This is a genomic window from Eubacterium coprostanoligenes (assembly GCF_900167205.1).
GTDB classification, from domain to species: Bacteria; Bacillota; Clostridia; order Oscillospirales; family Acutalibacteraceae; genus Eubacterium_R; species Eubacterium_R coprostanoligenes.
The window spans coordinates 99,129-123,463 of sequence record NZ_FUWW01000002.1; the positions used below are offsets into that span (position 1 = coordinate 99,129).

Annotated in this window: 19 protein-coding genes; 18 read left to right on the plus strand and 1 reads right to left on the minus strand. The window is 42.7% G+C overall.

Translation table 11 applies throughout. The annotated features are described in order from the left end of the window. Positions 1-158 precede the first annotated feature (158 nt). From B5D29_RS01205 to B5D29_RS01240, 8 genes are all read left to right on the plus strand, one after another. Entirely contained in the window at positions 159-986 is an 828-nt protein-coding gene (locus B5D29_RS01205) for a prephenate dehydrogenase (RefSeq protein WP_078767750.1), read from the plus strand. Continuing rightward, entirely contained in the window at positions 986-2,041 is a 1,056-nt protein-coding gene (gene aroB / locus B5D29_RS01210; protein ID WP_078767816.1) for a 3-dehydroquinate synthase, read from the plus strand. Before B5D29_RS01205 ends, aroB begins: the two co-directional genes overlap by 1 nt. 110 nt (positions 2,042-2,151) lie before the next feature. Then, positions 2,152-3,246, plus strand: a complete 1,095-nt coding sequence (gene aroA / locus B5D29_RS01215) for a 3-phosphoshikimate 1-carboxyvinyltransferase (RefSeq protein WP_242941712.1) — start codon at positions 2,152-2,154, stop codon at positions 3,244-3,246. Continuing rightward, positions 3,227-4,300: a chorismate synthase gene (gene aroC / locus B5D29_RS01220; protein ID WP_078767751.1), complete on the plus strand. Its 1,074-nt coding sequence runs from the start codon at positions 3,227-3,229 to the stop codon at positions 4,298-4,300. The genes aroA and aroC overlap by 20 nt, the downstream gene beginning before the upstream one ends. Before the next feature lie 16 nt (positions 4,301-4,316). Next, positions 4,317-5,450: a bifunctional chorismate mutase/prephenate dehydratase gene (locus tag B5D29_RS01225; RefSeq protein WP_078767752.1), complete on the plus strand. Its 1,134-nt coding sequence runs from the start codon at positions 4,317-4,319 to the stop codon at positions 5,448-5,450. Between the two features lie 20 nt (positions 5,451-5,470). After that, positions 5,471-6,241, plus strand: a complete 771-nt coding sequence (locus tag B5D29_RS01230; protein ID WP_078767753.1) for a TVP38/TMEM64 family protein — start codon at positions 5,471-5,473, stop codon at positions 6,239-6,241. A gap of 23 nt (positions 6,242-6,264) precedes the next feature. After that, positions 6,265-7,545, plus strand: coding sequence for a galactokinase (locus B5D29_RS01235; protein WP_078767754.1), 1,281 nt, complete (start codon positions 6,265-6,267; stop codon positions 7,543-7,545). Between the two features lie 32 nt (positions 7,546-7,577). Then, the gene (locus B5D29_RS01240; RefSeq protein ID WP_078767755.1) at positions 7,578-8,537 is read left to right on the plus strand and encodes a diacylglycerol/lipid kinase family protein; all 960 of its coding nucleotides are present in this window, start codon (positions 7,578-7,580) and stop codon (positions 8,535-8,537) included. Between the two features lie 84 nt (positions 8,538-8,621). Here B5D29_RS01240 and malQ read toward each other — a convergent pair whose 3' ends face one another. Next, positions 8,622-10,196, minus strand: coding sequence for a 4-alpha-glucanotransferase (malQ, locus tag B5D29_RS01245; RefSeq protein ID WP_078767756.1), 1,575 nt, complete (start codon positions 10,194-10,196; stop codon positions 8,622-8,624). Positions 10,197-10,375: 179 nt separating this feature from the next. Here malQ and miaB point away from each other — a divergent pair, with 179 nt between their 5' ends. From miaB to ileS, 10 genes are read left to right on the plus strand one after another with little or no spacing between them, the layout of a single operon-like run. Then, positions 10,376-11,806 (plus strand): tRNA (N6-isopentenyl adenosine(37)-C2)-methylthiotransferase MiaB, encoded by a 1,431-nt coding sequence (gene miaB, locus B5D29_RS01250; RefSeq protein WP_078767757.1) that lies wholly within the window; start codon positions 10,376-10,378, stop codon positions 11,804-11,806. Next, complete coding sequence (locus B5D29_RS01255) at positions 11,803-12,213, plus strand: YlbF/YmcA family competence regulator (protein WP_078767758.1); 411 nt, start codon at positions 11,803-11,805, stop codon at positions 12,211-12,213. Before miaB ends, B5D29_RS01255 begins: the two co-directional genes overlap by 4 nt. A gap of 54 nt (positions 12,214-12,267) precedes the next feature. Next, a complete protein-coding gene (mutS, locus tag B5D29_RS01260) occupies positions 12,268-14,904 on the plus strand; it encodes a DNA mismatch repair protein MutS (RefSeq protein WP_242941713.1) in 2,637 nt (878 codons plus the stop codon). Positions 14,905-14,931: 27 nt separating this feature from the next. Continuing rightward, a complete protein-coding gene (mutL, locus tag B5D29_RS08660) occupies positions 14,932-16,839 on the plus strand; it encodes a DNA mismatch repair endonuclease MutL (RefSeq protein WP_159443369.1) in 1,908 nt (635 codons plus the stop codon). Next, the gene (gene miaA / locus B5D29_RS01270; RefSeq protein ID WP_078767759.1) at positions 16,839-17,756 is read left to right on the plus strand and encodes a tRNA (adenosine(37)-N6)-dimethylallyltransferase MiaA; all 918 of its coding nucleotides are present in this window, start codon (positions 16,839-16,841) and stop codon (positions 17,754-17,756) included. Before mutL ends, miaA begins: the two co-directional genes overlap by 1 nt. A 16-nt stretch (positions 17,757-17,772) precedes the next feature. Beyond that, positions 17,773-19,002, plus strand: a complete 1,230-nt coding sequence (locus B5D29_RS01275) for a biotin/lipoyl attachment domain-containing protein (RefSeq protein ID WP_078767760.1) — start codon at positions 17,773-17,775, stop codon at positions 19,000-19,002. Continuing rightward, complete coding sequence (locus B5D29_RS01280; protein WP_078767761.1) at positions 18,983-19,708, plus strand: YggS family pyridoxal phosphate-dependent enzyme; 726 nt, start codon at positions 18,983-18,985, stop codon at positions 19,706-19,708. Before B5D29_RS01275 ends, B5D29_RS01280 begins: the two co-directional genes overlap by 20 nt. 18 nt (positions 19,709-19,726) lie before the next feature. Beyond that, positions 19,727-20,209 carry a cell division protein SepF gene (locus tag B5D29_RS01285; RefSeq protein WP_078767762.1) on the plus strand — a complete coding sequence of 161 codons (483 nt, stop codon included), beginning with the start codon at positions 19,727-19,729 and terminating at the stop codon, positions 20,207-20,209. A 14-nt stretch (positions 20,210-20,223) separates the two neighbouring features. After that, positions 20,224-21,480, plus strand: a complete 1,257-nt coding sequence (locus B5D29_RS01290) for a DivIVA domain-containing protein (RefSeq protein ID WP_078767763.1) — start codon at positions 20,224-20,226, stop codon at positions 21,478-21,480. Between the two features lie 31 nt (positions 21,481-21,511). Beyond that, a complete protein-coding gene (ileS, locus tag B5D29_RS01295; RefSeq protein ID WP_078767764.1) occupies positions 21,512-24,301 on the plus strand; it encodes an isoleucine--tRNA ligase in 2,790 nt (929 codons plus the stop codon). The last annotated feature ends 34 nt before the right edge of the window (positions 24,302-24,335 follow it).

A 24,335-nucleotide genomic window follows, 5' to 3' on the forward strand; every position in this document is an offset into this window, starting at 1 on the left:
TTTCCACGGTCTTTTTGTATGCAAAGAGCAATGTTTTCAGCATAAACACCAACTTTGCTATTGTTAACAATTTATTACATTGTGTGCTAAAAATTTGACATTGGCGGATATATAAGTTAAAATTAATATGTATATTTATGTATCGGTAGGAAAACAGAATGAATATTTTAATTTGCGGTTTGGGTCTTATTGGTGCCAGCTTGGCAAAGACCCTAAAAAAGAATACCGATCACACAGTCCTTGGTTGGAACAGAACATCATCCGTTACCGAAAAGGCGTTGCGTGACGGCGTTATCGACAGAACGGGCGATATTGACTCTCTCATGGCAGAAGCCGACATCACCTTTATTAATTTCTATCCGGAGGCTATTGTGCCGTTTATTTTAGAACACAAAAACAGCTTCAAAAAGGATAGCATTGTGTCCGATTCTTGCGGTATCAAAACAAAGATTTGCCGTGCATTGGAAAAGGAAAAACTTGATTTTTATTTCATTGGTGCTCATCCGATGGCAGGCAGAGAGGTCGGCGGTTACGACAACAGCCTTGACACTTTGTACGACAAGGCAAGTTTCATCGTCACACCTGTTGACGGTACTCCACGAAACAAGATTGACGCACTTGTCGGTCTTGCGCAGGGTATGGGATTTGCCAGAACAGTTGTCACAACACCCGAACATCACGATGAGATGATTGCATTCACATCGCAGATTGCCCATGTGCTTGCGTGTTCATATGTTCTTTCACCGCTTGCACCGTCACACGCCGGATATTCTGCCGGTTCGTACCGTGATGTGTCCCGTGTTGCACGAATCAATGCGGATATGTGGGCAGACCTTTTCATCGACAACAAGGAGGCGCTTGTCAGGGAGATTGACGACCTTGTGTCGAACCTTATGCAGTTCAAGTACAATATTGTGAACGAGGATTCTCCTGCACTCAAAGACTTGATGAACAGGGCAAACAAGATTAAGGAAGAAATCGGATGATGAGAGAGCTGAATGTTAAGGTCGGCAAGGGGTACAACATTTTTATTGAAAAGGGCATTATGTCCTCTTGCGGAAAATATATCAAAGAGGTGTCGAACGCTTCCAAGGTGTGCTTGGTGAGCGACACAAATGTTTATAAAATTTACGGCAACATTGTTGAGGAACAGCTCAAGGCGGTTGGATATGAGGTTTTCACCTATGTTTTTGAAGCGGGTGAGGAATCCAAAACAACTGCAACTGTTATCTCGATGGTTGAATTTATGGCTGAAAACGGGCTGACGAGAAGCGACCTTGTTGTTGCTCTCGGCGGTGGAGTATGCGGAGATATGGCAGGCTTTGCGGCTTCGATTTATCTTCGTGGAATTGATTTTGTTCAAATTCCGACTTCGCTTCTTGCACAGGTTGATTCGTCTGTTGGCGGAAAAACTGCCGTTGATTTGCCACAGGGCAAAAATCTTTGCGGTGCATTTCATCAGCCGATTTTGGTGCTGATTGACCCAAATACTCTTGACACTCTCACACCTCACTTTTTCTCTGACGGTATGGCGGAGGTCATCAAAACAGGTTGCATAAAATCAGCCACATTGTTTGAAAAAACAGAAAAGCAGGATGAAAGAGAGATAATTGACGACATTATTTTTGAGTGTGTCAGCATCAAGGCGGGCGTGGTTGAGCGTGACGAAAAGGAACACGGCGAGCGTGCACTCCTCAATTTTGGTCACACCGCAGGTCACGCTATAGAAAAGTTGCACGGCTTTACAACTATTTCTCACGGCGAGGCTGTCGGCATCGGTATGGTAATGATTACCAAAGCCGGTGAAGAAAACGGAATTACAGAAAAAGGCACTTCGGCAAGGATTGAAAATGTGCTTAAAAAATACAGCCTGATGACGGAGGACAGCCATTCGTTGCAGGATATTATAACCTGTATGAATGCGGATAAAAAACGCACGGCGGACTCTATCAATTTTGTTCTGTTGAGCAAAATAGGCGAGTCGTTTACACAGAAAATTAAGAATGATGATATACCGAAATTTTTTGGGGTAAAGCAATGAGATTAGCAAAAATACAAAAATCGAATATCAGCGGAGCAGTTCAAGTTCCACCGTCAAAATCTGCTGCCCACAGGGCGCTTGTGTGATCTTTTTTGGCAGGAGGCGGACAGGTGTCACCGCTCATTGATTCGGACGATATGAAGGCAACATTGGGCGTGATTTCGGCTATTAAAAAGGACAAGCCTGTTGCAGATTGCATAGAATCGGGTTCAACGCTCCGCTTTATGATTCCGGTTGCCGCCGCACTCGGCAAAACGGTAAAATTTGTAGGCAGGGGCAAGCTCCCCGAGCGCCCTATCGGCGACTATCTTCGTCTGCTCCCTGAACACGGTGTGAAGTGTGATTGCACGGGAACTTTGCCTCTTACAATTAGCGGTCAGCTCACTCCGGGCAGATTTGAAATTGCCGGAGATGTCAGCTCACAGTATATTACGGGGCTTCTTCTTGCATTGCCTATTCTTGACGGCGACAGCGAAATTGTCCTCACAACCGAGCTTCAGTCAAAACCTTATGTTGATATGACGGTCAAGGTTATGGCAGATTTCGGAGTTAAGGTTGAGGAACGGGGAAATTCATATTTCGTTGCAGGCAATCAGACCTATCAAAAGAGAGATTATTTGATTGAAGCAGATTGGTCGCAGGCAGCATTCTTTATGGTTGCAGGTGCACTTTTCGGTGAGGTAACACTCACAGGGCTTGATGCCGAAAGTGTGCAGGGAGACAAGGGAATTTCTGATATATTGAAGCGTTTTGGTGCGGATATAAGCGTTTGTGATGACGGCATTGTTGTCAGAAAATCACAGCTTCACGGCATTGAAATTGACGCTGCAAACATTCCCGATATGGTTCCGTCACTTGCAGTTGCAGGTGCTTATGCAGATGGCAAAACTGTGATTAATGGCGCTGAAAGACTTCGATATAAGGAGTCTGACAGAATTAAGAGCATTGTGTATAATCTTAAAAAAATGGGTGCAGATGTCAAAGAAACTGCTGACGGAATGGAAATTGTCGGCGGACAGCTTCATTCTGCAAATATGAAAGGCTTTAATGACCACAGGATTGTTATGGCAATGACTGTTGCCGCAACGGGCGTTGACGGAATTTCTACCATTGATGACGCACAGAGTATAAAGAAGTCTTATCCTGAATTTTTCAATGATTTTAATAGCATCGGAGGTAATGTAAATGTCTTCATCGATAGGTGATAACATCAAAATTTCCGTGTTTGGCGAAAGTCACGGTAAAGCAATCGGTTGCGTTATTGACGGACTTCCTGCAGGTGTAAAACTTGATATGGACGCTGTGTACAAGGATATGTCACGCCGTGCTCCGGGCAAGGATAAAACTGCAACTCCAAGGCTTGAAAAGGATATTCCGCATATTTTGTCGGGTGTTCTTGACAGCACAACAACGGGCGCTCCGCTTGCTATGATGATTGAAAATACAAACACAAAGAGCGGTGATTATTCAAATTTAATGACTGTTCCTCGTCCGAGCCACAGCGATTATCCCGCTTTTGTCAAATACAACGGCTTCAATGATATTCGTGGCGGAGGTCATTTTAGCGGCAGACTTACCGCTCCGATTGTTTTTGCGGGTGCTGTTGCAAAGCAAATTCTTGCTCAAAAGGGAATTATCGTTGGTGCTCACATCAAGCAAATAGGCTCGGTTTGCGACACTGCGGTTGATTATAATGATATAAGCGTTGATATGCTTAACAAACTTTCGTCAATGACTTTCTCGGTTGTTGATGAGAGTGTAGAAGAAAAAATGCGTGCAGAGGTCGAAAAAGCAAGACTTAACCTTGACAGCGTCGGCGGTGTTGTTGAGTGTTTTGCTGTTGGACTTCCTGCCGGTGTCGGCGGAAATATTTTTGACGCTGTTGAAAGCAAACTTGCCTCAATTCTGTTTGGAATTCCTGCGGTTAAGGGCGTTCAGTTTGGCTTGGGTTTTGATTTTGCCGACAAAAACGCATCAAAGGTTAATGATGAATACGAGATAAAAGACGGCAAAGTTGCCACTCTTTCGAATAATAACGGCGGTGTTTTGGGCGGAATGACAGACGGCGCACCTGTTGTGGTGTCTGTTGCGTTTAAGCCGACTCCGTCAATTGCTTCAAAACAAAGAAGCGTAAATCTTCAGACTATGCAAAATGCCGAACTGGAGATTAAGGGCAGACACGACCCTTGCATTGTGCCTCGTGCAGTACCTGTTGTTGAAGCTGCGGTTGCTATCGGTCTGCTTGATTTAATGATGTAATGAGGAAAAGTTTTTAATGGATTTGTTGGAACTACGAAACGAAATTGATAAATTGGATGATGAATTGATTCCGCTTTTGCTTAAAAGAATGGATATTTCCCGTCAGGTCGCCGAATATAAGGTGCAAAACGGAATTCCCGTTCTCAATGAGCAAAGGGAACTTGAAATTCTTGAGGATGTTGCATCAAAATGCGGTGAGCAGGGAGAGGTTATAAAAACCGTTTTCTCGGCTATTATGGACGCTTCAAGGGCACTTCAGCACAAGATTATCGGCGGTGGCGAGGAACTTCGCAATTTGATTTCTAATGCAAAATGCGAAAAGAATCTCACTGCAAACGGCGAACCTATTGCGTGTCAGGGTGTTCAAGGAGCATATAGCGGAGAGGCTGCAAAAGCGTTGTTTCCTGATTCACCGATTGATTTTCACAAGCAATTTGAGGATGTTTTTGAGGCTGTAAACCAAAATAAAGCACGCTTCGGAATCATTCCTGTTGAAAATTCAACTGCCGGTTCTGTGCACGAATCGTACGATTTGATAATGAAGTACAAGTTTTTCATTGTCGGTGCATATGATTTAAGGGTTGACCATTGCCTTTGTGCAAAGCCGGGAGTGAAATTTGAAGATATTGAGAATGTTTATTCTCACACACAAGCACTCAGCCAGTGCAATATTTTCCTGAAAAATTTTGATTTTACGGGAATTACTTTCAGTAACACAGCCGCAGCGGCAAAATTTGTGTCTGAAAGCGAAAAGAATAATATCGCTGCAATTTGCAGTGAATCTGCCGCAAAAAAATACGGCTTGAAAATTATCCGCAAGGGTATTCAAAATGTTACAAACAACACCACTCGCTTTATTGTTATTTCAAAGGAACTTGTTATTGATGAGGATGCGGAAAAAATTTCGCTTATTTTCTCCGCACCGCACCGCACAGGTTCGCTTTATAGAGTGCTTGGCAGATTTTCTATGACAGGTCTTAACCTTACAAAACTTGAATCACGACCTGTTGCAAACGGAAGATTTGACTATTATTTTTATGTTGATATATTGGGCTCGGTCAGAGATGAGCAAACTCTTGATTTGCTTTGTGCTTTGTCTGATGAATTGCCCGAGTTTTCATTCCTTGGTAATTATTACGAGGGAAAATAACAAAGTATTGGTATGATTTGATGAAACAAACAAAGCGTCACCGCACGGGGTTTACATCATTTTTGATACTTGCTGTGACTATTACCGCTCTTGTTCTTTTAGGCATTGCTCTTTATGAGCACGAAAGTCTTGAGCAAAGGTTTGAGGTTATCATCAATATTCTTAAAAGAATAGATGATGCCATTGCAAGGCTCGAAACTCCCGGGGAGATTATATTGTGCATTTTTGCTTTGTATATTGCAAAATGTCAGCTGGCTATTCCGCTGTCCGCATTGTGCGTTATATCGGGTATGGTTTTTCCGCTCGGTCCCGCACTTGCACTCAACGCCCTGTTCATCTTCTTTTTCTTCACGGTCAAGTATGTTGAGGGCACTTTTCTCGGCGGCGGATGGACAGGTATGATTTTGAATATTGACAAACTGCGATTTGTCAGGGATTGGATTCACTTTAAGGGCAATGGCAATCCGTATGTGCTTGCCGTGACCCGACTTGTGCCGATTATCCCTGTTGGTATGGTGTCAAAATATTACGGCTCAATGCGATACGATTTTGTTTATTATTCGCTTTTGAGTATGCTTGGATTTGCTCCGAGATTGTTTATTTACACAAAGCTCGGAACATCCTACACAAATCCGTTCTCCGTAACTTTCATAACAACGCTTATGATTATTGTCGCATTCAGCGGATTTTCAACATTGATATTTAATATCTTTTATGGTGTAAGATCACGACAGATGACCCAAACTCTGCTGATTTACAGCGAAAAAGATAAATATAAAATAGTATTATAAAATTTAAAAGAGGAATTTTAATTATGAACGTTAACGAACTCATTGCCGCTATTAATGACGGTACTTATGATGAAAATTTGAAGGCAGTTTATGTTACTGATAAGGCTGTTGAGGAGCAAAAACCTCGTTATGTTGAAACACTCAACGATTTTGGCGAACTTTTTGGATATGACAGAGAAGTGAACATTATGTCTGCTCCGGGCAGAACAGAAGTTTGCGGTAACCACACAGACCATAACAACGGCAAAGTGCTTGCTGCGTCTATCAATTTGGACGCTATCGCAGTCGTTTCTAAAAACGATGATAACATCATAAGAGTAAAGTCAAAGGGTCACAAGATGAATGTTGTTGACCTTGATGACCTTGTTCCAAATGAGGCTAATTTTGGCTCATCAACAACTCTCGTACAGGGTGTTGCTGCGACAATTAAGAACCTTGGCTACACAGTTGCCGGCTTTGACGCTTGCACAACAAGTGATGTTATGGGTGGTTCGGGTCTTTCATCATCAGCAGCGTTTGAGGTGCTTTTGGGCTCTATTTTGTCATATATGTTCAACGATGGAAAAATCAGCCCTGTTGAGATTGCAAAGGTTGCACAGTACAGCGAAAATGTATTCTTCGGCAAGCCTTGCGGACTTCTTGACCAAATGGCATCATCAGTCGGAACATTTGTTACAATCGACTTTAAGTCAACAAAAGATCCTGTTATCAAGAAGATTGATTTTGACTTCTCAAAGTCGGGACATTCTCTTTGCATTGTTGACACTCACGGCAACCACTCTGATTTGACAGATGATTATGCCGCAGTAAGAGCAGAGATGGAATCTGTTGCACAGGCACTCGGCAAAAATGTTTTGCGTGAGGTTTCTTATGAGGAATTCTTTGCCGCGCTTCCTGAACTTACAGGCAGGGTAAACGACCGTGCAATTCTCCGTGCAATTCATTTCTTCAATGAAAACAAGAGAGTAGAAAAAGCTGTTGAATGCCTTGAAAACAACGATTTTGAGAGCTTCAAGCAGGTTATTATTGATTCGGGTCGTTCATCATTTATGCTCAATCAAAATGTTTATACTCCAAAAAATCCAACAGAGCAAAAACTCTCTTTGGCTCTTGCAATCAGCAAGGAACTCCTTGACGGAAAGGGTGCTTGGAGAGTTCACGGCGGTGGATTTGCAGGCACAATTCAGGCTTTTGTTCCAAACGATATGCTTGATGAATATAAGAAAACAATCGAGGGCGTATTCGGAGAGGGCAGTTGCCATGTCCTCATTATTCGTCCTGTCGGCGGTACACAGGTAATATAACACTTTGGTGCTGATGAAAGGGGCAATATCAGATGAAGTATGTTTTTGTAGTTAATCCTATTGCAGGTAATGATAACAAGAAAAAGTTGCTTTACAGAATTAAGTCCGCATTCCGTCAAATTGATGACGATATGATTATTGAGGAAACTCATAAGCCTGGCGATGCTAAAATTATCAGCGCCGAGTACGCAAAGCAATATGGAGCGGACTGCGTCATTGTGACCTGTGGCGGTGACGGCACCGTGCACGAGGTTGTCAACGGTCTTGCCGGGACAGATACCCCTATGATGGTCTTGCCTCTTGGTATGGGCAACGACTTTGCAAAGAAAATATATGACACCAAAACTATCAATGTTGAAAATGTCATCAAGTCTTTCGGTCTTTATAACGGCAAGATTAAATATGACATAAAACCTATTGATATTATTGATTATAACGGCGAAAAAGGCGTGAATGTTTTGTCTTTTGGTCTTGACACTCTTGTTGAAACTATGGGCAGAAAAATTGCTGCAAAAGCACCGTTTTTGGGACATCACGCTTATAAAGTCGCTGTTGCTCCTATTATCGCAAAGCCTATTCATTACACAATTTCGTACAAACTCAACTGCGTTGACAAGGCAACAGGCAGTGAATTTACTGTTGAGCAAAGCAACAAAGACTATGCTCTTATGGCTATTTGCAATGCAAGTTGGTATGGCGGAAGTTTTTGCCCTGCACCAAATTCAGTGCTTGATGACGGGCTTCTTGATGTGTGCCTTGTCGATGGTGTTTCGCTTGCAAAGGCTCTTAAATTGATACCGAAGTATTCAAGCGGTACTCTTAATGAAAATACCGACAGTGTTTGCACAAACTATTACATAAAATCAGGCAAGGTTTATATGGAGGACGGTTCTCCGCTCATAGGCAATTGTGATGGCGAAAACTTCAATTATTCCGAACTTGAATTTAAGGTTGAACCAAAGGCAGTTAAACTTTGCGTAATCAAGGATTAAGCTTTGATAAGGTGCTTAATTAAATAAAAAACAAAACCGTTTTGAATTGGCGTTCCAATCCAAGACGGTTTTTATATTGAGTGATTATTGTTTTTTGTCAAACACAGGATACATCCTGCGATAAAGGGAATTGATGTGCTTGAAATAGTCGGTGTCAATGCTGTCGATTGTTTCCCTTGTGGTGCGGAATCTCCAGTTCTTTTCAGGCACACCCGGAATGTTCATTCTTGCGTCCGAACCAAAACCGCACATATCCTGAAGCGCAATGATTGCAACATTTGACGCACTCTGCCAAACGGCTTCGATAATGGCACGGCAGGAGGCACTTTGGTATCCGCCCTCGCCCCAATTGTCGCCCTTAAAATGGCAGTAATCAAGTGCAAAACGGCGTTCTTCTTCGCTTGCTTCCCACAGCCAACCGAGGATCGTGTTGTTGTCGTGAGTGCCAACATAATTTATGCTGTTTTGACCGGCATTGTGTGGCATATGTGACGAATCGGAATTTGGGTCAAAACCGAATTGAACTACCTTCATACCCGGAAAACCCGTGTCTTTCAGGAGTTCCACAACATCCTCGCCGAACACACCCAAGTCCTCTGCGATGATAGGTGCGTCTTTGCCAAATCGCTCAAACACCTTGTCAAAGAAGTCCATTTTCGGACCGTCTGCCCACTCGCCGACCTTTGCGGTTTCGCTGTCGGCAGGTATCTCCCAATATGACGCAAATGCTCTGAAATGGTCAATTCTCACAGTGTCGTAGATTTTGAGATTGTGCTCAAGTCGTGACAGCCACCAGCAGTAGCCGTCTTTTTTCATAGCCTCCCAATCGTATATCGGGTTGCCCCAAAGTTGACCGTCCTCGCTGAAATAATCAGGCGGAACTCCTGCAACTTTTTCGGCTTTTAAGGTCTTTTCGTCAATCAAAAACATAGGCAGATTTGACCAAACATCAACGCTGTCCATTGCCACATATATCGGCATATCCCCGATAACTGCAACACCTTTTTTGTTGGCATATTTTTTGATTTCCGCCCACTGCTTGTAGAAAATATACTGCACAAATTTCCAAAAAGCAGCGCTTTCTTCGTAGTCGTAAATCTTTTTGATGCACTCAAAATAATGTGCGTGTTCGCTTGACCATTCCCACCACGGCTTGAAGTTTTCCTGCTCTTTAACCGCCATAAACACAGCGTAATCGGTGAGCCACGGATTGTCAATTTCAAATTGTTTTATATCTGCGGCAAGTTCTTCGCCGACATTCAAAAATGCTTTTTTGAGCGTTGCAAGTCGCTTCTCAAGTGCGTATTCATAGCTTGCCGTGTACGGAGTGCCGTCATAGATGTTTTCGCTTACTTCTTTGTCAGAAATAAGCCCCATATCCTTTAATCCCTGCGGATTTATGTATATGTAATTTCCTGCAAATGCCGACGGTGAGCAGTACGGAGAATTTGCGCTGTCGGTCGGATTGAACGGCAAAACCTGCCAATATGTAAATCCCATATCGGCTATTCTGTCAACAAAATGTTTTGCGTTTTCGTCCAAAACTCCGACTCCGTATTGTGACGGCATTGAGCTTAAATGGAGCAGTACTCCCGCTCCTCGTTTTTTTAGCATATTTTTCACCTTTTGTTTTGTTTTCGGTCTTGTTAATTTTACCATTGACCGCAATAAAAATCAATGTACAAGTTATATAAAATATTCTCTGTTTCTTTATATATAATTTTTATATTATTTTATAAATTTATTATTGAATAACAGTCTGCCTTTTGTTATAATAACAAATAGTATGGATTATTGTGTGTATCCGTACTTTTAAATCACTTCAAGGAGGTGCAACTATGCCTGCAAAAATCAAGAAAGTATCGGATGAAGAATTAGAGGTACAAAGGCAGTTTGCCCATAAGGTGAATGAACTTACCTCAAAAAGATATTCATCAAAGCCTCTTGCATGTGTAGTCACCTACGGTTGTCAGCAAAATGTTGCAGACAGCGAGCATATCAAGGGCATGCTTGAAGCTATGGGCTACGGTTTTACAGAAGAACGCACAGAGGCAAAGTTGATTATTTTTAACACCTGCGCTGTCAGAGAACACGCAGAGGACAGAGTGTTTGGCAATGTCGGAGCGTTGAAAAAGTACAAGCTTGCCAATCCGGATGTTGTAATCGCACTTTGCGGTTGTATGATGCAACAGCAACACATTGCAGAAAAAATCAAAAAATCATTTCCGTTTGTTGATTTGGTTTTCGGCACACATGTTGTTTATAAAGTGCCTGAACTTATTTATTCTGCACTTACAAAAAACAGGAGAGTGTTTGAACTTCCCGATGTTGACGGTGTCATCGCCGAGGGAATTCCTGTTAAGCGTGACAATGACAAAAAGGCTTGGATTCCGATTATGTACGGATGCAATAATTTTTGTTCGTATTGCATTGTGCCTTATGTTCGAGGCAGAGAGCGTAGCAGGGAAGTTGAAGATGTTGTTGCAGAGTTCAAGAGCCTTGTTGATGACGGATACAAGGAGATAACACTTCTCGGTCAAAATGTAAATTCATATGGTAAGGATTTGGAACCGAAGGTTTCGTTCTCGGAACTTTTGTGTATGCTCAATGAACTTGACGGTGATTTCAGAATTCGCTTTATGACTTCTCATCCAAAGGATTGCACCAAAGAACTTATCGAAACTATGGCAGAATGTGACAAGGTGGCAACGCACCTTCATCTTCCGTTCCAAAGCGGAAATGACAGAGTGCTCAAGGCTATGAACAGGTCTTACACAAGAGAGAAGTATTTGTCGCTTATCAACTATGCCAAGGAACTTATGGGCGATGAGCTGTCAATCACAAGCGATATTATTGTAGGCTTCCCGGGTGAAACCTATGAAGAATTTTGCGACACAAAGTCGCTTGTTGAAGAGATAAAGGCAACAAGCCTTTTCACCTTTATCTACTCTGCCCGCAAGGGAACCCCTGCTGCAGAAATGGACGACCCTGTTCCTTATGAGGAAAAGTCAAAGTGGATGCGTGAACTTCTTGCTTTGCAAGAGAGAATATCGGGCGAACAAATGGCACTTCACAAAGGCAAGGTTTTCAAATGCTTTGTGTACGGAAAAGGCAAGCAAGGTGATAATTATCTTGCCGCAAGAACAGACGGCAATTTGATTATAGAATTTGTTGGTGACGAGGGGCTCATCGGAACCTTCCAAAAAATAAAAGTAACAGAGCCACTCACCTATGTTATGTTGGGTGAATTAGAAAGGAATGACTTATGAGTTTAGAATCAGCACTTAGAGAGCTTGGCAAGGAAATTCAGGCTGACCCAAGATTTGAGGCACTTCAGGCTGCCGCAAAGGTTAACGATGCAGACGAAGCACTTCAGCAGCAAATGCATGAAATGCAACTCATCACTCTTAAGTATCAGCAAGAGGCTGAAAAGGGCGAAGAAGCTTCTCAGGACAGAATTGCAGAACTCCAAAAGGAATATCAGGACCTTTACACAAAGGTTATGGACGGCGAGAATATGAAGAAGTATTCGGAAGCTGCCGCTCAAATGGAACAGATGGCACAGTACATCAGCCAAATGATCGGTTTGTTCTTTGATGGACAAGACCCTGCAACATGCGAAATTCCTGCAAGTGATTGCACACACGACTGCTGCACATGCGGTGGTTGCCACTAATTAGTTTATTCTAAAAACTACTGATTTAAAAATTGCGTAAGGACGGTGAACAAAATGGCAAAGGAACAAAAGCTATCTCCTATGATGGCACAGTATTTTGAAATAAAAAAGAATTATCCGGGCGTTATTTTGTTCTTCCGTCTGGGTGATTTTTACGAGATGTTTTTTGACGATGCAAAGATTGCGTCAAAGGTTCTTGACCTTGTTCTTACAGGCAAGGATTGCGGTCAGGGCGAGCGTGCACCGATGTGCGGTGTGCCGTTTCATTCGTCCGACAGCTACATTGCAAAACTTGTTTCATACGGCTACAAGGTTGCAATCTGCGAGCAGACCGAGGACCCTGCAAAGGCAAAGGGACTTGTCAAAAGAGATGTCGTAAGAGTCATCACTCCCGGCACGGTTATTGAAAACAATATTCTTGATGACGGGGTGAACAATTATCTTTGTGCTCTGTGCAAGGGCGACAACGAAACGGGCGTTTGCTTTGTTGATGTGTCAACGGGCGAATTCCACATCACTTCAATAGGCAGAACCGATGAACAGGAAAAAATCAACAATCAGCTTTCTACATATGCACCAAAGGAAATTTTGGTGAACTCACTTGCAAATGAGCTTGACGAGGTTGCAAAGTTTGTTAAGTCAAGGCTTGATATTGAACTTGAAGTTCTTGACGACAGTTGCTTTGATTTTGACAATGCGACAAATCTCATTTTGCAAACAATGAATAAGGAGAAGATTGACTCACTCGGTCTCGGCAAAAGCAAGCCTGCGGTTTCTGCACTCGGTGCGGTAATCGCCTATCTCCGTGAAAACAGAAAGACCGATGAACTTGAAGCTCCATCGGAAATTGAGTTTTACGAAGAAACCGAGTTTATGAATCTTGACATCAGTGCAAGGCGAAATCTCGAACTTACTCGCTCAATGATGACAGGTGACAAGCGACATTCTCTTTTGTGGGTTATCGACAACACAAAAACCGCAATGGGCAAAAGAATGCTTCGCTCTTGGCTTGAACGACCGCTTATCAGCGTTTCGCAAATCAGCAAAAGGCAGAATGCGGTCGGTGAACTTGTTGACGAGCCGATGCTTCGTGATGAGGTCAAGGAACTTCTCACGGGAGTTAACGATATTGAAAGACTTATGAGCCGTATCGCATATGGCACGGCAAATGCAAAGGAACTCCGTTCGCTTTGTGCAACGGTTGAAAGATTGCCGGCACTCAAGGAACTTTTGCAAAACGCAAATTCGGCATTGCTCAAGTCTATTTATAATAATATTGACACATTGCAGGATGTGTATGAACTTATCAATTCGTCAATTGTTGATGAGCCTCCGTTTTCTATGCGAGAGGGCGGAATGATTAGAGATGGATATAATCAGGAAATTGACGAGCTTCACACAATTATGCAGGGCGGTGCTTCTGTTCTTGCAGAAATTGAAAACAGAGAAAAGGAAGCAACGGGAATTCCAAAACTCAAGGTTTCCTACAATAAGGTTTTCGGCTACTTCATTGAAGTTACAAATTCGTACAAGCACCTTGTTCCCGAAACCTACATAAGAAAGCAAACCCTCACAAACTGTGAAAGATATATCACTCAAGAATTGAAAGACCTTGAGGGCAAAGTCCTCGGAGCAAAGGACAGATGCGTTGCTCTTGAATACGAAACTTTCTGTGCCGTCAGAACAACGGTTGCAGGTGAGGTTGAGAGAATTCAACGAACAGCAAAGGCTCTTGCAACTCTTGACACTGTCGCTTCTCTTGCCGAGATAGCTACCAAAAACAATTATTGCTGTCCGCAGATTACAACGGACGGCACACTCGAAATCAAGGACGGCAGACATCCTGTTGTTGAGGCTTTGCTCACCGATTCGCCGTTTGTTCCAAACGACACACTCCTTGATTGCAAAACTAACAAATGTTCAATAATTACCGGCCCTAATATGGCGGGTAAATCAACATATATGCGTCAAACCGCTCTTATTGTTCTTTTGGCACAGATTGGTTCTTTTGTTCCGGCAAGGAGCGCAAAAGTTTCTGTCTGCGACGCAATATTCACAAGAGTCGGTGCTTCGGACGACTTGGCAACAGGACAGTCAACCTTTATGGTGGAAATGAACGAAGTGTCAACAATTCTGAAGAACGCTACCGATAAATCGCTCATCATCCTTGACGAAATCGGCAGAGGCACATCAACCTTTGACGGTATGAGCATAGCAAGAGCCGTGCTTGAATATGTGGTGAAAAAAATCGGAGCAAAAACACTTTTTGCAACCCATTATCACGAACTTACCGCTATGGAGGGTATGCTAAATGGTGTAAACAACTATTCAATCGCCGTCAAGAAGCGTGGAGATGACATTACATTTCTTCGCAGAATTGTTCACGGCGGTGCAGACCAGAGCTTCGGTATCGAGGTTGCAAAACTTGCAGGTGTTCCGTCAGCGGTCACAAAGCGAGCAAAGGCAATTCTTAAAGAACTTGAAGCGAATAAAATAGAAATTGATTTTAAGGCAGAGGAGGCTGTCGAGGAAGAACCGACTGATGACGAAATTCAGTTCAACTTCAAGGCAAAATCCACTGATGAAATACTTGAGCTTCTCAAGGCGACAGATGTCAACACTCTGACACCGATTGAAGCAATGCAAACCCTCTACGACCTCAAGAAAAAAGCAGAGGAAATTATGGGTTGATAATTTGTACCGAAAGGATGTGACGAAATGCCTCAAATTAATATATTGCCAAAGGAAGTATATCAGCTGATTGCAGCAGGCGAGGTTGTTGAGCGTCCGTCCTCAGTCGTTAAGGAAATGATTGAAAATTCCGTTGACGCAGGTGCAAAAAATATTACTGTCGAAATCAAAAACGGCGGTTCAACTTATATCCGTATAACCGATGACGGCTGTGGAATAGCACGAAGCGAGGTAAAAAAAGTTTTTATTTCTCACGCAACCTCCAAGATTAAGGCCAGCGACGATTTGGACAAAATCGGAACTCTCGGCTTCAGAGGTGAGGCTATGGCTTCTATTTCTGCCGTTGCCAAGGTTCAGCTCCTCACCAGAACACCTGATGAGGAAATCGGCACAAGGTACGAAATTGCAGGCGGTCAGGAACTTGATTTTTCGGACGCCGGCTGTCCTGTGGGCACAACGATTGTTGTTGCGGATATTTTCTTCAACACTCCGGCGAGAATGAAGTTTCTCAAAAAGGATGTTACCGAAGCAAATGCCGTTGCAGGTGTGGTTGAGCGAATTGCTGTCAGCCATCCTGAAATCTCATTTAGATTTATTCGTGACGGCAAGCAAACGCTTATCACTTCGGGCAACGGAGATTTAAAAAGTACAATTTATTCCGTATTCGGCAGAGAATTTGCAAATTCGCTTATTCCTGTTGATTACGAGATTAACAATATGCGTGTGAGCGGTTTTGTCACAAAGCCGTCAATGTCACGCAAAAGCCGTGGAATGCAGTTTTTCTTCATCAATTCCCGACTTGTCAAATCGCAAACCGCTATGGCGGCACTCGAACAGGCTTATCGCAATTCGATTATGGTCGGCAGATTTCCGGGCTGTGTGCTCAACATTGAGTGCAATTCGTCATTTGTTGATGTCAATGTTCATCCGGCAAAAATAGAGGTTAGATTTGCCAACGAAAAGCCGGTGTTTGAACTTGTGTATTATGGAGTGAAAAACGCTATTGAAATGCTTGACACTCCAAAAGAAGCGCATTTTTCCGCACCTCGACCGACTCAAACAACTGTCAACGGCAAAATTGATTTCTTCAAACCAAAGGAAGAAGTGCCGACTCAAATTCAGTTTAAGCAGGAAAGCAATCCCGATGATTTTTGGAGGGTTGCATCTCCCGATGTTGTTCGTGACAAATCGCCGAAAAGCGAGGAAGCACAAAATTATGTTGAGGAATCAACAACAACTGCAAAACTTGATTTGAGCAAATTTACAAAGCCTGCCACATCAAACGAACAGCAGGCAAACAACGAGCCTGAAACACAGGAACAGACGAAGCCTTTGCCGAAGCAGGAAAAGGCAGAAAGCGTAGAAGTGCCTGATTTCAGACTTGTCGGCGAGATCTTTAAAACATATATCATCATCGAAATGGACGGCGATTGCTATATGATAGACAAGCACGCTGCCCACGAAAGAATGAATTTTGAAGCGCTCAAGGCTTCAACCGAAATAGTATCGCAGGTTTTGCTGTCACCTGTGGCAGTAAGACTTTCAAGAGAGGAATACAACGCTGTTCTTTCAAACCTTGATTTGTATTCAAAATGCGGATTTGCAATTGAAGATTTTGGAAATTCCACAGTTTTGGTTCGTGAATGTCCGTCGATTTTGGACGGCGAGGATGTCAGCGGATTGGTTGAGGAAACTGCTTCAAAGCTCCTTGACGGCAAAACAGATATAACACCCGAGCAGATGGATTGGATATTCCATTCGGCATCGTGCAGGGCGGCTGTCAAAGCAGGGGACAAAACTTCACCGTACGAGATGGAACTGTTTGTCAAGAAATTGCTTGCAAACCCAAACATCAGATATTGTCCTCACGGCAGACCGGTTATGATTAAGCTGTCAAAATATGACATAGAAAAACAGTTCGGCAGGATACAGTAATGGAAAAAACAAAGATAATTTGCGTTGTCGGTGCAACTGCTTCGGGCAAAACCGATTTGGCGGTGAAACTTGCAAAGGCTGTTGACGGTGAAATCATTTCTGCCGATTCAATGCAGGTGTACAAAAATATGCCGATTGCAACCGCAGTTGCCACCAAAGAGGAGCAGGACGGTGTGCCGCATCATCTTGTTGAATTCCTCGACACAGACCAAACTTTTTCTGTTGCGGATTTTGTTGAGCGTGCAAAGGTGCTGATTGATGAAATTACTGCAAGGGGCAGAGTTCCGATTGTTGCGGGAGGCACAGGACTTTTTGTTGACAGCCTTGTTAAAAACATCAGTTTTTCACAGGTCGGTTCAAATGCAGAAATAAGAAATGAACTTGCCGAAAAAAGCAACGAGGAACTTTTTGAAAAACTCTTGGAGCTTGACCCAAAATCGGCAGAGGATATTCATCCAAACAATCGCAAAAGAGTTATTAGGGCACTTGAACTTTGTATGTCGGGAACATCAAAAACCGAGCAAAACGAAAACTCAATGCTTATCGACAGTCCGTATGATGCGCTGTATATCGGCATCGGTTATCGGGACAGACAAAAACTTTACGACAGAATAAACAAGCGTGTTGATTTGATGCTTGAAGCAGGGCTTGAAAATGAGGCGAGGCAAATGCTTGACAAACAGGGTTTAACCGCCCGTCAGGCAATCGGTCATAAGGAACTTCAACCGTATATTGACGGCAATATAACGCTTGATGAGGCTGTTGAGGGATTAAAAAGAGAAACCCGCCGTTATGCCAAAAGACAACTCACTTGGTTTAGACGAAACGAAAATATAAATTGGCTTTATGCTGATGAAATGAGCAGGGACGAACTTGTTGAAAAGGCGGTTGACCTTGCCAAAAATCATTTGAAATAAAATAAAGGAGTTCGGTATGAAAAAGCAATCTTACAATGTGAACAAAAGCAATGTGCTGATTATTTCCGTAATTGTTTTGATAGTTCTGTTTGTTGTAATTCAGTTTTATAAGGTTACTCATATCGAGCTCAAAACACAGACTGCAACCATAAGCACCGTGTACGACAAGGTCAGCAGTGAGGCACTTTTCATCCGTGATGAAAGCGTGGTTGAAAAATCACCGTCAGGCGTAACCGTTGCTTGTTTTCAGGACGGAGATAAGATTAATGTAAACGGCAATGTTGCAATGCAGTTTTCGTCATCAAAGGCGGCTGCTAATTATTCAAAATATGCCGAGCTTACAAAGCAGATTAAGTATTATCAAACGCTTGAAGCGCAAACAGTCGGTCAGTCTGCCGACCTTGAAACCATCAATGAAGATATTGAACAAAAGGTTATCAATTATGCAGACGGCTTGGCAAAAAATCGAATAGGAGACACAGCTGAAGATTTGGACTCCGTTCTTGTTCGTCGTCAGCTTATAATCGGCGAAGATGTAAATCTGCTGTCTATTATCGAAAATCTGCGTGACCAACGCAACAATTATCAATCGTATTCAAAGCCTGACAGATATATCAAAACCGACAAGTCGGGAGTGTTCAGCAGTTACACAGACGGATACGAAAATTTGATTGATTACAGCAAAGTAGAAGAAACCACAATTGACGGCTTCAAGTCTGCACTCAAGGCTGTTGACAAGGCACAGAATGTCAGCAACAACATCGGCAAACTCGTAACAAGCTACACATGGTATGTTCAAACTCTTGTCAGCGCCGATACAGTTAAAAATCTTGAAAACGGCGATTATGTAAATATAGTTTTAAAGGACGATACAAGCAAGTCGTTTAAGGCAGAAATTGTCAATGGTGCAGAGATTGCACTCGGTCAAAAAGAAACTTTGCTTGTCCTTAAACTGAACGAAATGGACGCCGATATTGCAAAACTTCGCAAGGCAGAAATTGAAATCAGACGAAACACTTATGAAGGAATCAAAGTTCCGAGCGAAGCACTTCATGTTCTTGACGGCAAAAAAGGCGTGTATGTTCTTATTGCAAGTCAGGTCAAGTTCAGAGAAGTGAATGTCATTTACAGTGATGACGATTATGTTCTTGCAGAGTATGATGAATCAAACGAAAAGTCGATTCATCTTTACGATAAAATTATTACTCAAGGAAAGGACTTAAAAGATGGAAAAGTTTATACTTGATGAAGAGCGTGTAAAATCGTGTATAGATAATTATAAACGAATAAAAAACGATGTTATGGAAACTGCCGTGAAAGCAGGCAGAAGCGAAAATGATGTCAGACTTATGTGCGTAACAAAAACGGTTGAGCCTGAATATATCAATCCTGTGCTTGATTTGGGTGCGGATTTGATTGGCGAAAATCGTGTTCAGGAGTATTGCTCAAAACTTGATACTCTCCACCTTGACGGTGTTGAAAAGCACATTATCGGTCATCTTCAAACCAATAAAGTAAAGTATATTGCAGGCAAGGTTGATATGATTGAGTCGGTTGATTCAATCAAACTTGCAAAGGAGATTAACAAGGAATTCAAAAAAGCCGACGCAATTGCAAATGTTCTTGTTGAGGTTAATATCGGCAAGGAAGAATCAAAGAGCGGTTGCAATATTGAAGAACTTGAGGAACTCCTTTGTCAAATAGCCGAGTTTGACAATATCAAAATAAAAGGTCTTATGACCATACCGCCGATTTGTGACGAGGCTGAAGCAAGAAAGTATTTTGCAAAAATGCACGACAAATTTGTTGAACTTCAGGAAAAGAGCATTAGCGGTGTTGATATGCAAATTCTCTCTATGGGTATGAGCGCTGACTATGAGGCGGCTATACTCGAGGGTTCAAATATAGTAAGAGTTGGCTCTGCTATTTTCGGAGCGAGAAAATATTTTTAAAATCAAGGGGATGAAAAGATGGGATTATTTGATAAAATAAAGGATATTATGACTGACGAAGAGGACGATTTTGACGAATACACAGAAGAAAGTGCTGAATTCGTGAAGCCTCCACGCAGACGAGAAAGAGAAATCGAACCGCCTGCTTATGAGAGAGAGGAAAAAGCAGAGCGTTCATCAAGACACTCAAAGAGTGACAAGGTGGTTAATATTCACACCACTGCACAGCTTCAAGTTGTGCTTGTAAAGCCGGAAGGCTTTGAGGAGGCGGCTTCTATTGCCGACAATCTCAATGCAAGAAGAACAGTTGTGCTCAATCTTGAAAGTGCAAACCGTGAGGTTGCAAGACGACTTTTGGATTTCTTATCCGGTGTTGCTTATGCAAACAACGGTCAGATAAAAAGAGTTGCAAATTCAACCTACATCATCACACCTTATAATGTAGATGTTATGGGTGATTTGATTGATGAGCTTGAAAATAACGGAATGTTTACAATGTAAAGGAGTACAACGTGATGATAAGTGCAAAGGATTTGAAAAATGTCGATTTGGCTGTTGCCAATTCGGGATATGTAACAAAGGATGTTGACAAACTTCTTAACGAAGCTGCAAACACTATTGAGGCATATCAGCGTGAAAACAAAGAGCTTTATCACAAACTCGAGGTTTTGGCAAGCAAAATCGAAGAATACCGTTCTGAAGAGGACGCTATTAAGACCGCTCTTGTAACTGCTCAAAAAATGGCAGACAAGATTAAAAAGGAATCAAAGGATGCGGCAGCGCTTCTTATTGAAAGCAGCGAGGCTGAAGCAAAGCAGAAGATGGATACTGCTAACACAGAGGCAGAGGCTATCGTAAGAAAGGCAAGAGATTATTCTGCAAACCTTATCAACAACAAAACCAATGAGGCGAATGAGATTATCTCAACCGCTCAAGCAAAGGCAAACGAGGCAATCAACTCATCAAAGGTTGTTGCACAGGATATTCTTGACCAAGCAAAGGCAATTTCAACTGACCTTATCAGCAAGTCAAAGGCTGAAAAAGAAGCATACGAAATCTTGATTTCCACAATCAAAAATGATGCAAAATCATTTGTTGAAAATCTTAAAAAACTTTATTCAGATCAACTTGATGTGCTCAATTCATCAAAACTTGACACAAGTTCAGCTGATGCCGATTCAGCCGAAAAAAATGTTGAGGATGTTCACGGCGATGTTTCAAACCTTGTTGATGAAGTAAAAGAGTTTTCAAGCGCTATCCCTGAAGAAATAAACATTCCCGAAATCCCGCACAAGGAATTTGACGACTCCGATGTAAAGGTTGAAAAGCCGGTTTTTAACACACCTGCAGATGCTGAAGAAGTAGAAGAACCGCAGCAGGAGGAATTGGAAAACAATATTGATGAGGTTGTAAACAACATTGTTGAAAATCAGCCAACCGAGCCACCTGTCATTACAACTGATGATGAGGAGTTTGAAGAAGATGAGGACGAGCCACTTGATCCAATGGAGGCTGTTGAGGCTTTTTCGCAAAACGAGATAACACCGATTGAAAAGTCTGCTGTTCCCGAAATCAGCGAAGATGCAGATATGGAAAATGATGAGTCTCTCTTTGATGAGGGCGACCAACTTCCTTTTGAAAATTATTTCAATATCAATCGTGAGGATGTACATAACGACAAATCACAAACAATATCTTTGATTCCGCCTGAGGACGATGAGGACGAGGACGACGAACCAAAGTTTAAGGGCTTCTTCAAAAAGAAGAAGTAATACTATAACAAACTGTAAGGAGTAAAAACCAATGGATTATAACAAAACACTTAATCTGCCAAAAACCGAATTTCCTATGAGAGCTTCACTCCCGCAAAGAGAACCTGAATTTCTCAAGGATTGGTACGAAAACGATCAATACGGAAGATTGATGAAGCACAATGACGGCAAGCCTCTCTTTGTTCTTCATGACGGACCTCCGTATGCAAACGGCGATATTCATATCGGTCACGCACTTAACAAGACACTTAAGGACTTCATTGTTAGATACAAGAATATGACAGGCTTTAAGTCACCTTATGTGCCGGGTTGGGACACTCACGGTCTTCCGACAGAACTTGCTGCCCGCAAAAAGGCAGGCATCACAGCCGAGTCAAATATTACAGACCTTGAACTCCGTAAAATTTGCCGTGAAACAGCACTTAGCTATGTTGACTTGCAGAGAGAGAGCTTTAAGCGTTTGGGCGTTATCGGTGAATGGGACAATCCGTATATCACACTTCAAAAGGAATTTGAGCAGGAGCAAATCAAGGTGTTTGCTTCCATGGCATCAAAGGGTTATATCTACAAGGGCTTGAAGCCTGTATATTGGTGTGCAGATTGTAACACAGCTCTTGCAGAAGCAGAAATTGAATACGCAGAAGATCCATGTCATTCAATTTATGTAAAGTTCAAGGTTACTGACGATATGGGTAAGCTCACTGCTCTTGGTGCAGAACTTGACAAGACATATTTTGTAATTTGGACAACAACAACTTGGACACTTCCTGCAAACGTTGCTATTTGCGTTGGTCCTAACTATGAATACAGTCTCCTTAAGGCAAACGGCGAATATTATGTTATGGCAACAGATCTTGCACCGGTTGCAATGGCTGACGCAGGAATTACAGATTACGAAACAGTAGGCATCATCCGTGGTGATGAGCTTGAATATATGAAAACCGCTCATCCGTTCATCGACAGAACTTCTCTTGTTATTGTCGGTGACCATGTCACTCTCGAAAGCGGTACAGGTTGCGTACACACAGCTCCGGGTCACGGTGTTGATGACTTTATCGTTTGCCAGAAGTATAAGGAAATACCTATTGTTGTTCCTGTAAACGACAAGGGCGTTCTTACAGAAGAAGCAGGTCAGTTTGCAGGTCTTACAACAGAAGAGGCAAACAAGCCTATCGCAGAGCATCTTGAAAAAATCGGTGCACTCTTTGCACTCAAGAAGATTAAGCACCAATATCCACACTGCTGGAGATGTCACAAGCCTGTTATCTTCCGTGCAACATCACAGTGGTTCTGCTCGGTTGATGACTTCAAGGATGCAGCAGTAAAGGCAGCAGAGGATGTAAAATGGTATCCTGAATGGGGCAAGGACAGACTTCAGTCTATGGTTCTTGAGCGTGCCGACTGGTGTATTTCCCGTCAGAGAAAATGGGGTGTGCCTATCCCTGTTATGTACTGCAAGGATTGTGGCAAGGAGATTATTGACGAAAGCATTATGAACAAGATTTCTGACATCTTCGGCGAAGAAGGTTCAGACGCTTGGTATGCTCACGATGCAGAATACTTTATTCCTGAAGGCTTCAAGTGCCCTCATTGCGGCAAGGCTAACGGCTTTGAAAAAGAAAAGGACATCATGGATGTTTGGTTCGATTCGGGTTCATCACACGCCGCTGTTTGCAAGAACAGAGATTATCTCAAGTGGCCGGCTGATGTTTATCTTGAGGGCGCAGACCAATATCGTGGTTGGTTCCAGTCATCACTTCTCACATCTGTTGCAGGTGGCAACGGTGCTCCTTACAAGCAGATTATCACTCACGGTTGGACAGTTGACGGTGAGGGCAGAAAGATGTCAAAATCTCTCGGCAACGGTATCGCTCCGCAAGAGGTTATCGACAAGTACGGCGCAGACATTCTTCGTTTGTGGGTTGCTTCTGCCGATTATCACGCAGACATCCGCATCAGCCCTGAAATCTTGAAGCAGATTTCCGATAACTATCGTAAGATCAGAAATACTGCAAGATATTGCCTCGGCAACCTTTACGACTTCAATCCTGATACAGATATGGTTGCAAACGAGGATTTGGAAGAACTTGATAAGTACGCTTTGATGAAACTTGATGAAGTTCTCAAAACAGCTCATCAGGGTTACAACGAATATGAATATCACACAACAGCACACGCACTTCACAACTTCTGTGTTGTTGATATGTCAAACTTTTACTTTGATGTTCTTAAGGACAGACTTTACACTTCTGCTCCTCAGTCAAAGTCAAGAAGAGCTGCTCAAACAGTTCTTTATAAGGTGCTTGACGCTCTTTGCCTTATCCTTACACCAATTCTCGCATTCACCTGTGATGAGATTTGGAAGGCTATGCCTCACGATTCTTCAAGAAATGTTGAGTCACCGCTCTTTAATGACATTCCACAGGGCAACTATATTGACGCTGATGAAGAATTTATTGCAAAGTGGGATAAGATTCACGAAATCAGAACCGATGTTCAAAAGGCTCTTGAACTTGCTCGTAATGAAAAGATTATCGGTAAGCCACTTGAAGCAAAGGTTGTTCTTCACGCAGACGGCGACCTTGCAGACTTCCTCAATGCAGAAATCGAAGCATTGCCTGAAATCTTCATCACTTCTGCTGTTGAAGTTGCAGAGGGCGAGGGTGCTGTAAAGGGTGATGTTGCAGGTCTTTCTGTAACAATCGCAAAGGCAGACGGCGAAAAGTGTGAGCGTTGCTGGAAGTTCTCCGACACAGTCGGTCAGGACGCAGAGCATCCAACACTTTGTGCACACTGTGCTCAAACAATGAAAGAATTATAATTTATCAATCCGTTGTTCCTCCCTTGCAAAAGGG

Bases quoted from the DNA above. Each gene is read 5' to 3' on its own strand.
- malQ (WP_078767756.1), bottom strand. From the start codon at position 10,196: ATGGTAAAATTAACAAGACCGAAAACAAAACAAAAGGTGAAAAATATG.
- mutS (WP_242941713.1), top strand. From the start codon at position 12,268: ATGGCAAAGGAACAAAAGCTATCTCCTATGATGGCACAGTATTTTGAA.
- B5D29_RS01240 (WP_078767755.1), top strand. From the start codon at position 7,578: ATGAAGTATGTTTTTGTAGTTAATCCTATTGCAGGTAATGATAACAAG.
- B5D29_RS01285 (WP_078767762.1), top strand. From the start codon at position 19,727: ATGGGATTATTTGATAAAATAAAGGATATTATGACTGACGAAGAGGAC.
- mutL (WP_159443369.1), top strand. From the start codon at position 14,932: ATGCCTCAAATTAATATATTGCCAAAGGAAGTATATCAGCTGATTGCA.
- B5D29_RS01280 (WP_078767761.1), top strand. From the start codon at position 18,983: ATGGAAAAGTTTATACTTGATGAAGAGCGTGTAAAATCGTGTATAGAT.
- ileS (WP_078767764.1), top strand. From the start codon at position 21,512: ATGGATTATAACAAAACACTTAATCTGCCAAAAACCGAATTTCCTATG.
- B5D29_RS01290 (WP_078767763.1), top strand. From the start codon at position 20,224: ATGATAAGTGCAAAGGATTTGAAAAATGTCGATTTGGCTGTTGCCAAT.
- B5D29_RS01225 (WP_078767752.1), top strand. From the start codon at position 4,317: ATGGATTTGTTGGAACTACGAAACGAAATTGATAAATTGGATGATGAA.
- B5D29_RS01255 (WP_078767758.1), top strand. From the start codon at position 11,803: ATGAGTTTAGAATCAGCACTTAGAGAGCTTGGCAAGGAAATTCAGGCT.
- aroB (WP_078767816.1), top strand. From the start codon at position 986: ATGAGAGAGCTGAATGTTAAGGTCGGCAAGGGGTACAACATTTTTATT.
- aroC (WP_078767751.1), top strand. From the start codon at position 3,227: ATGTCTTCATCGATAGGTGATAACATCAAAATTTCCGTGTTTGGCGAA.
- B5D29_RS01230 (WP_078767753.1), top strand. From the start codon at position 5,471: ATGAAACAAACAAAGCGTCACCGCACGGGGTTTACATCATTTTTGATA.
- miaA (WP_078767759.1), top strand. From the start codon at position 16,839: ATGGAAAAAACAAAGATAATTTGCGTTGTCGGTGCAACTGCTTCGGGC.
- B5D29_RS01235 (WP_078767754.1), top strand. From the start codon at position 6,265: ATGAACGTTAACGAACTCATTGCCGCTATTAATGACGGTACTTATGAT.
- B5D29_RS01275 (WP_078767760.1), top strand. From the start codon at position 17,773: ATGAAAAAGCAATCTTACAATGTGAACAAAAGCAATGTGCTGATTATT.
- B5D29_RS01205 (WP_078767750.1), top strand. From the start codon at position 159: ATGAATATTTTAATTTGCGGTTTGGGTCTTATTGGTGCCAGCTTGGCA.
- miaB (WP_078767757.1), top strand. From the start codon at position 10,376: ATGCCTGCAAAAATCAAGAAAGTATCGGATGAAGAATTAGAGGTACAA.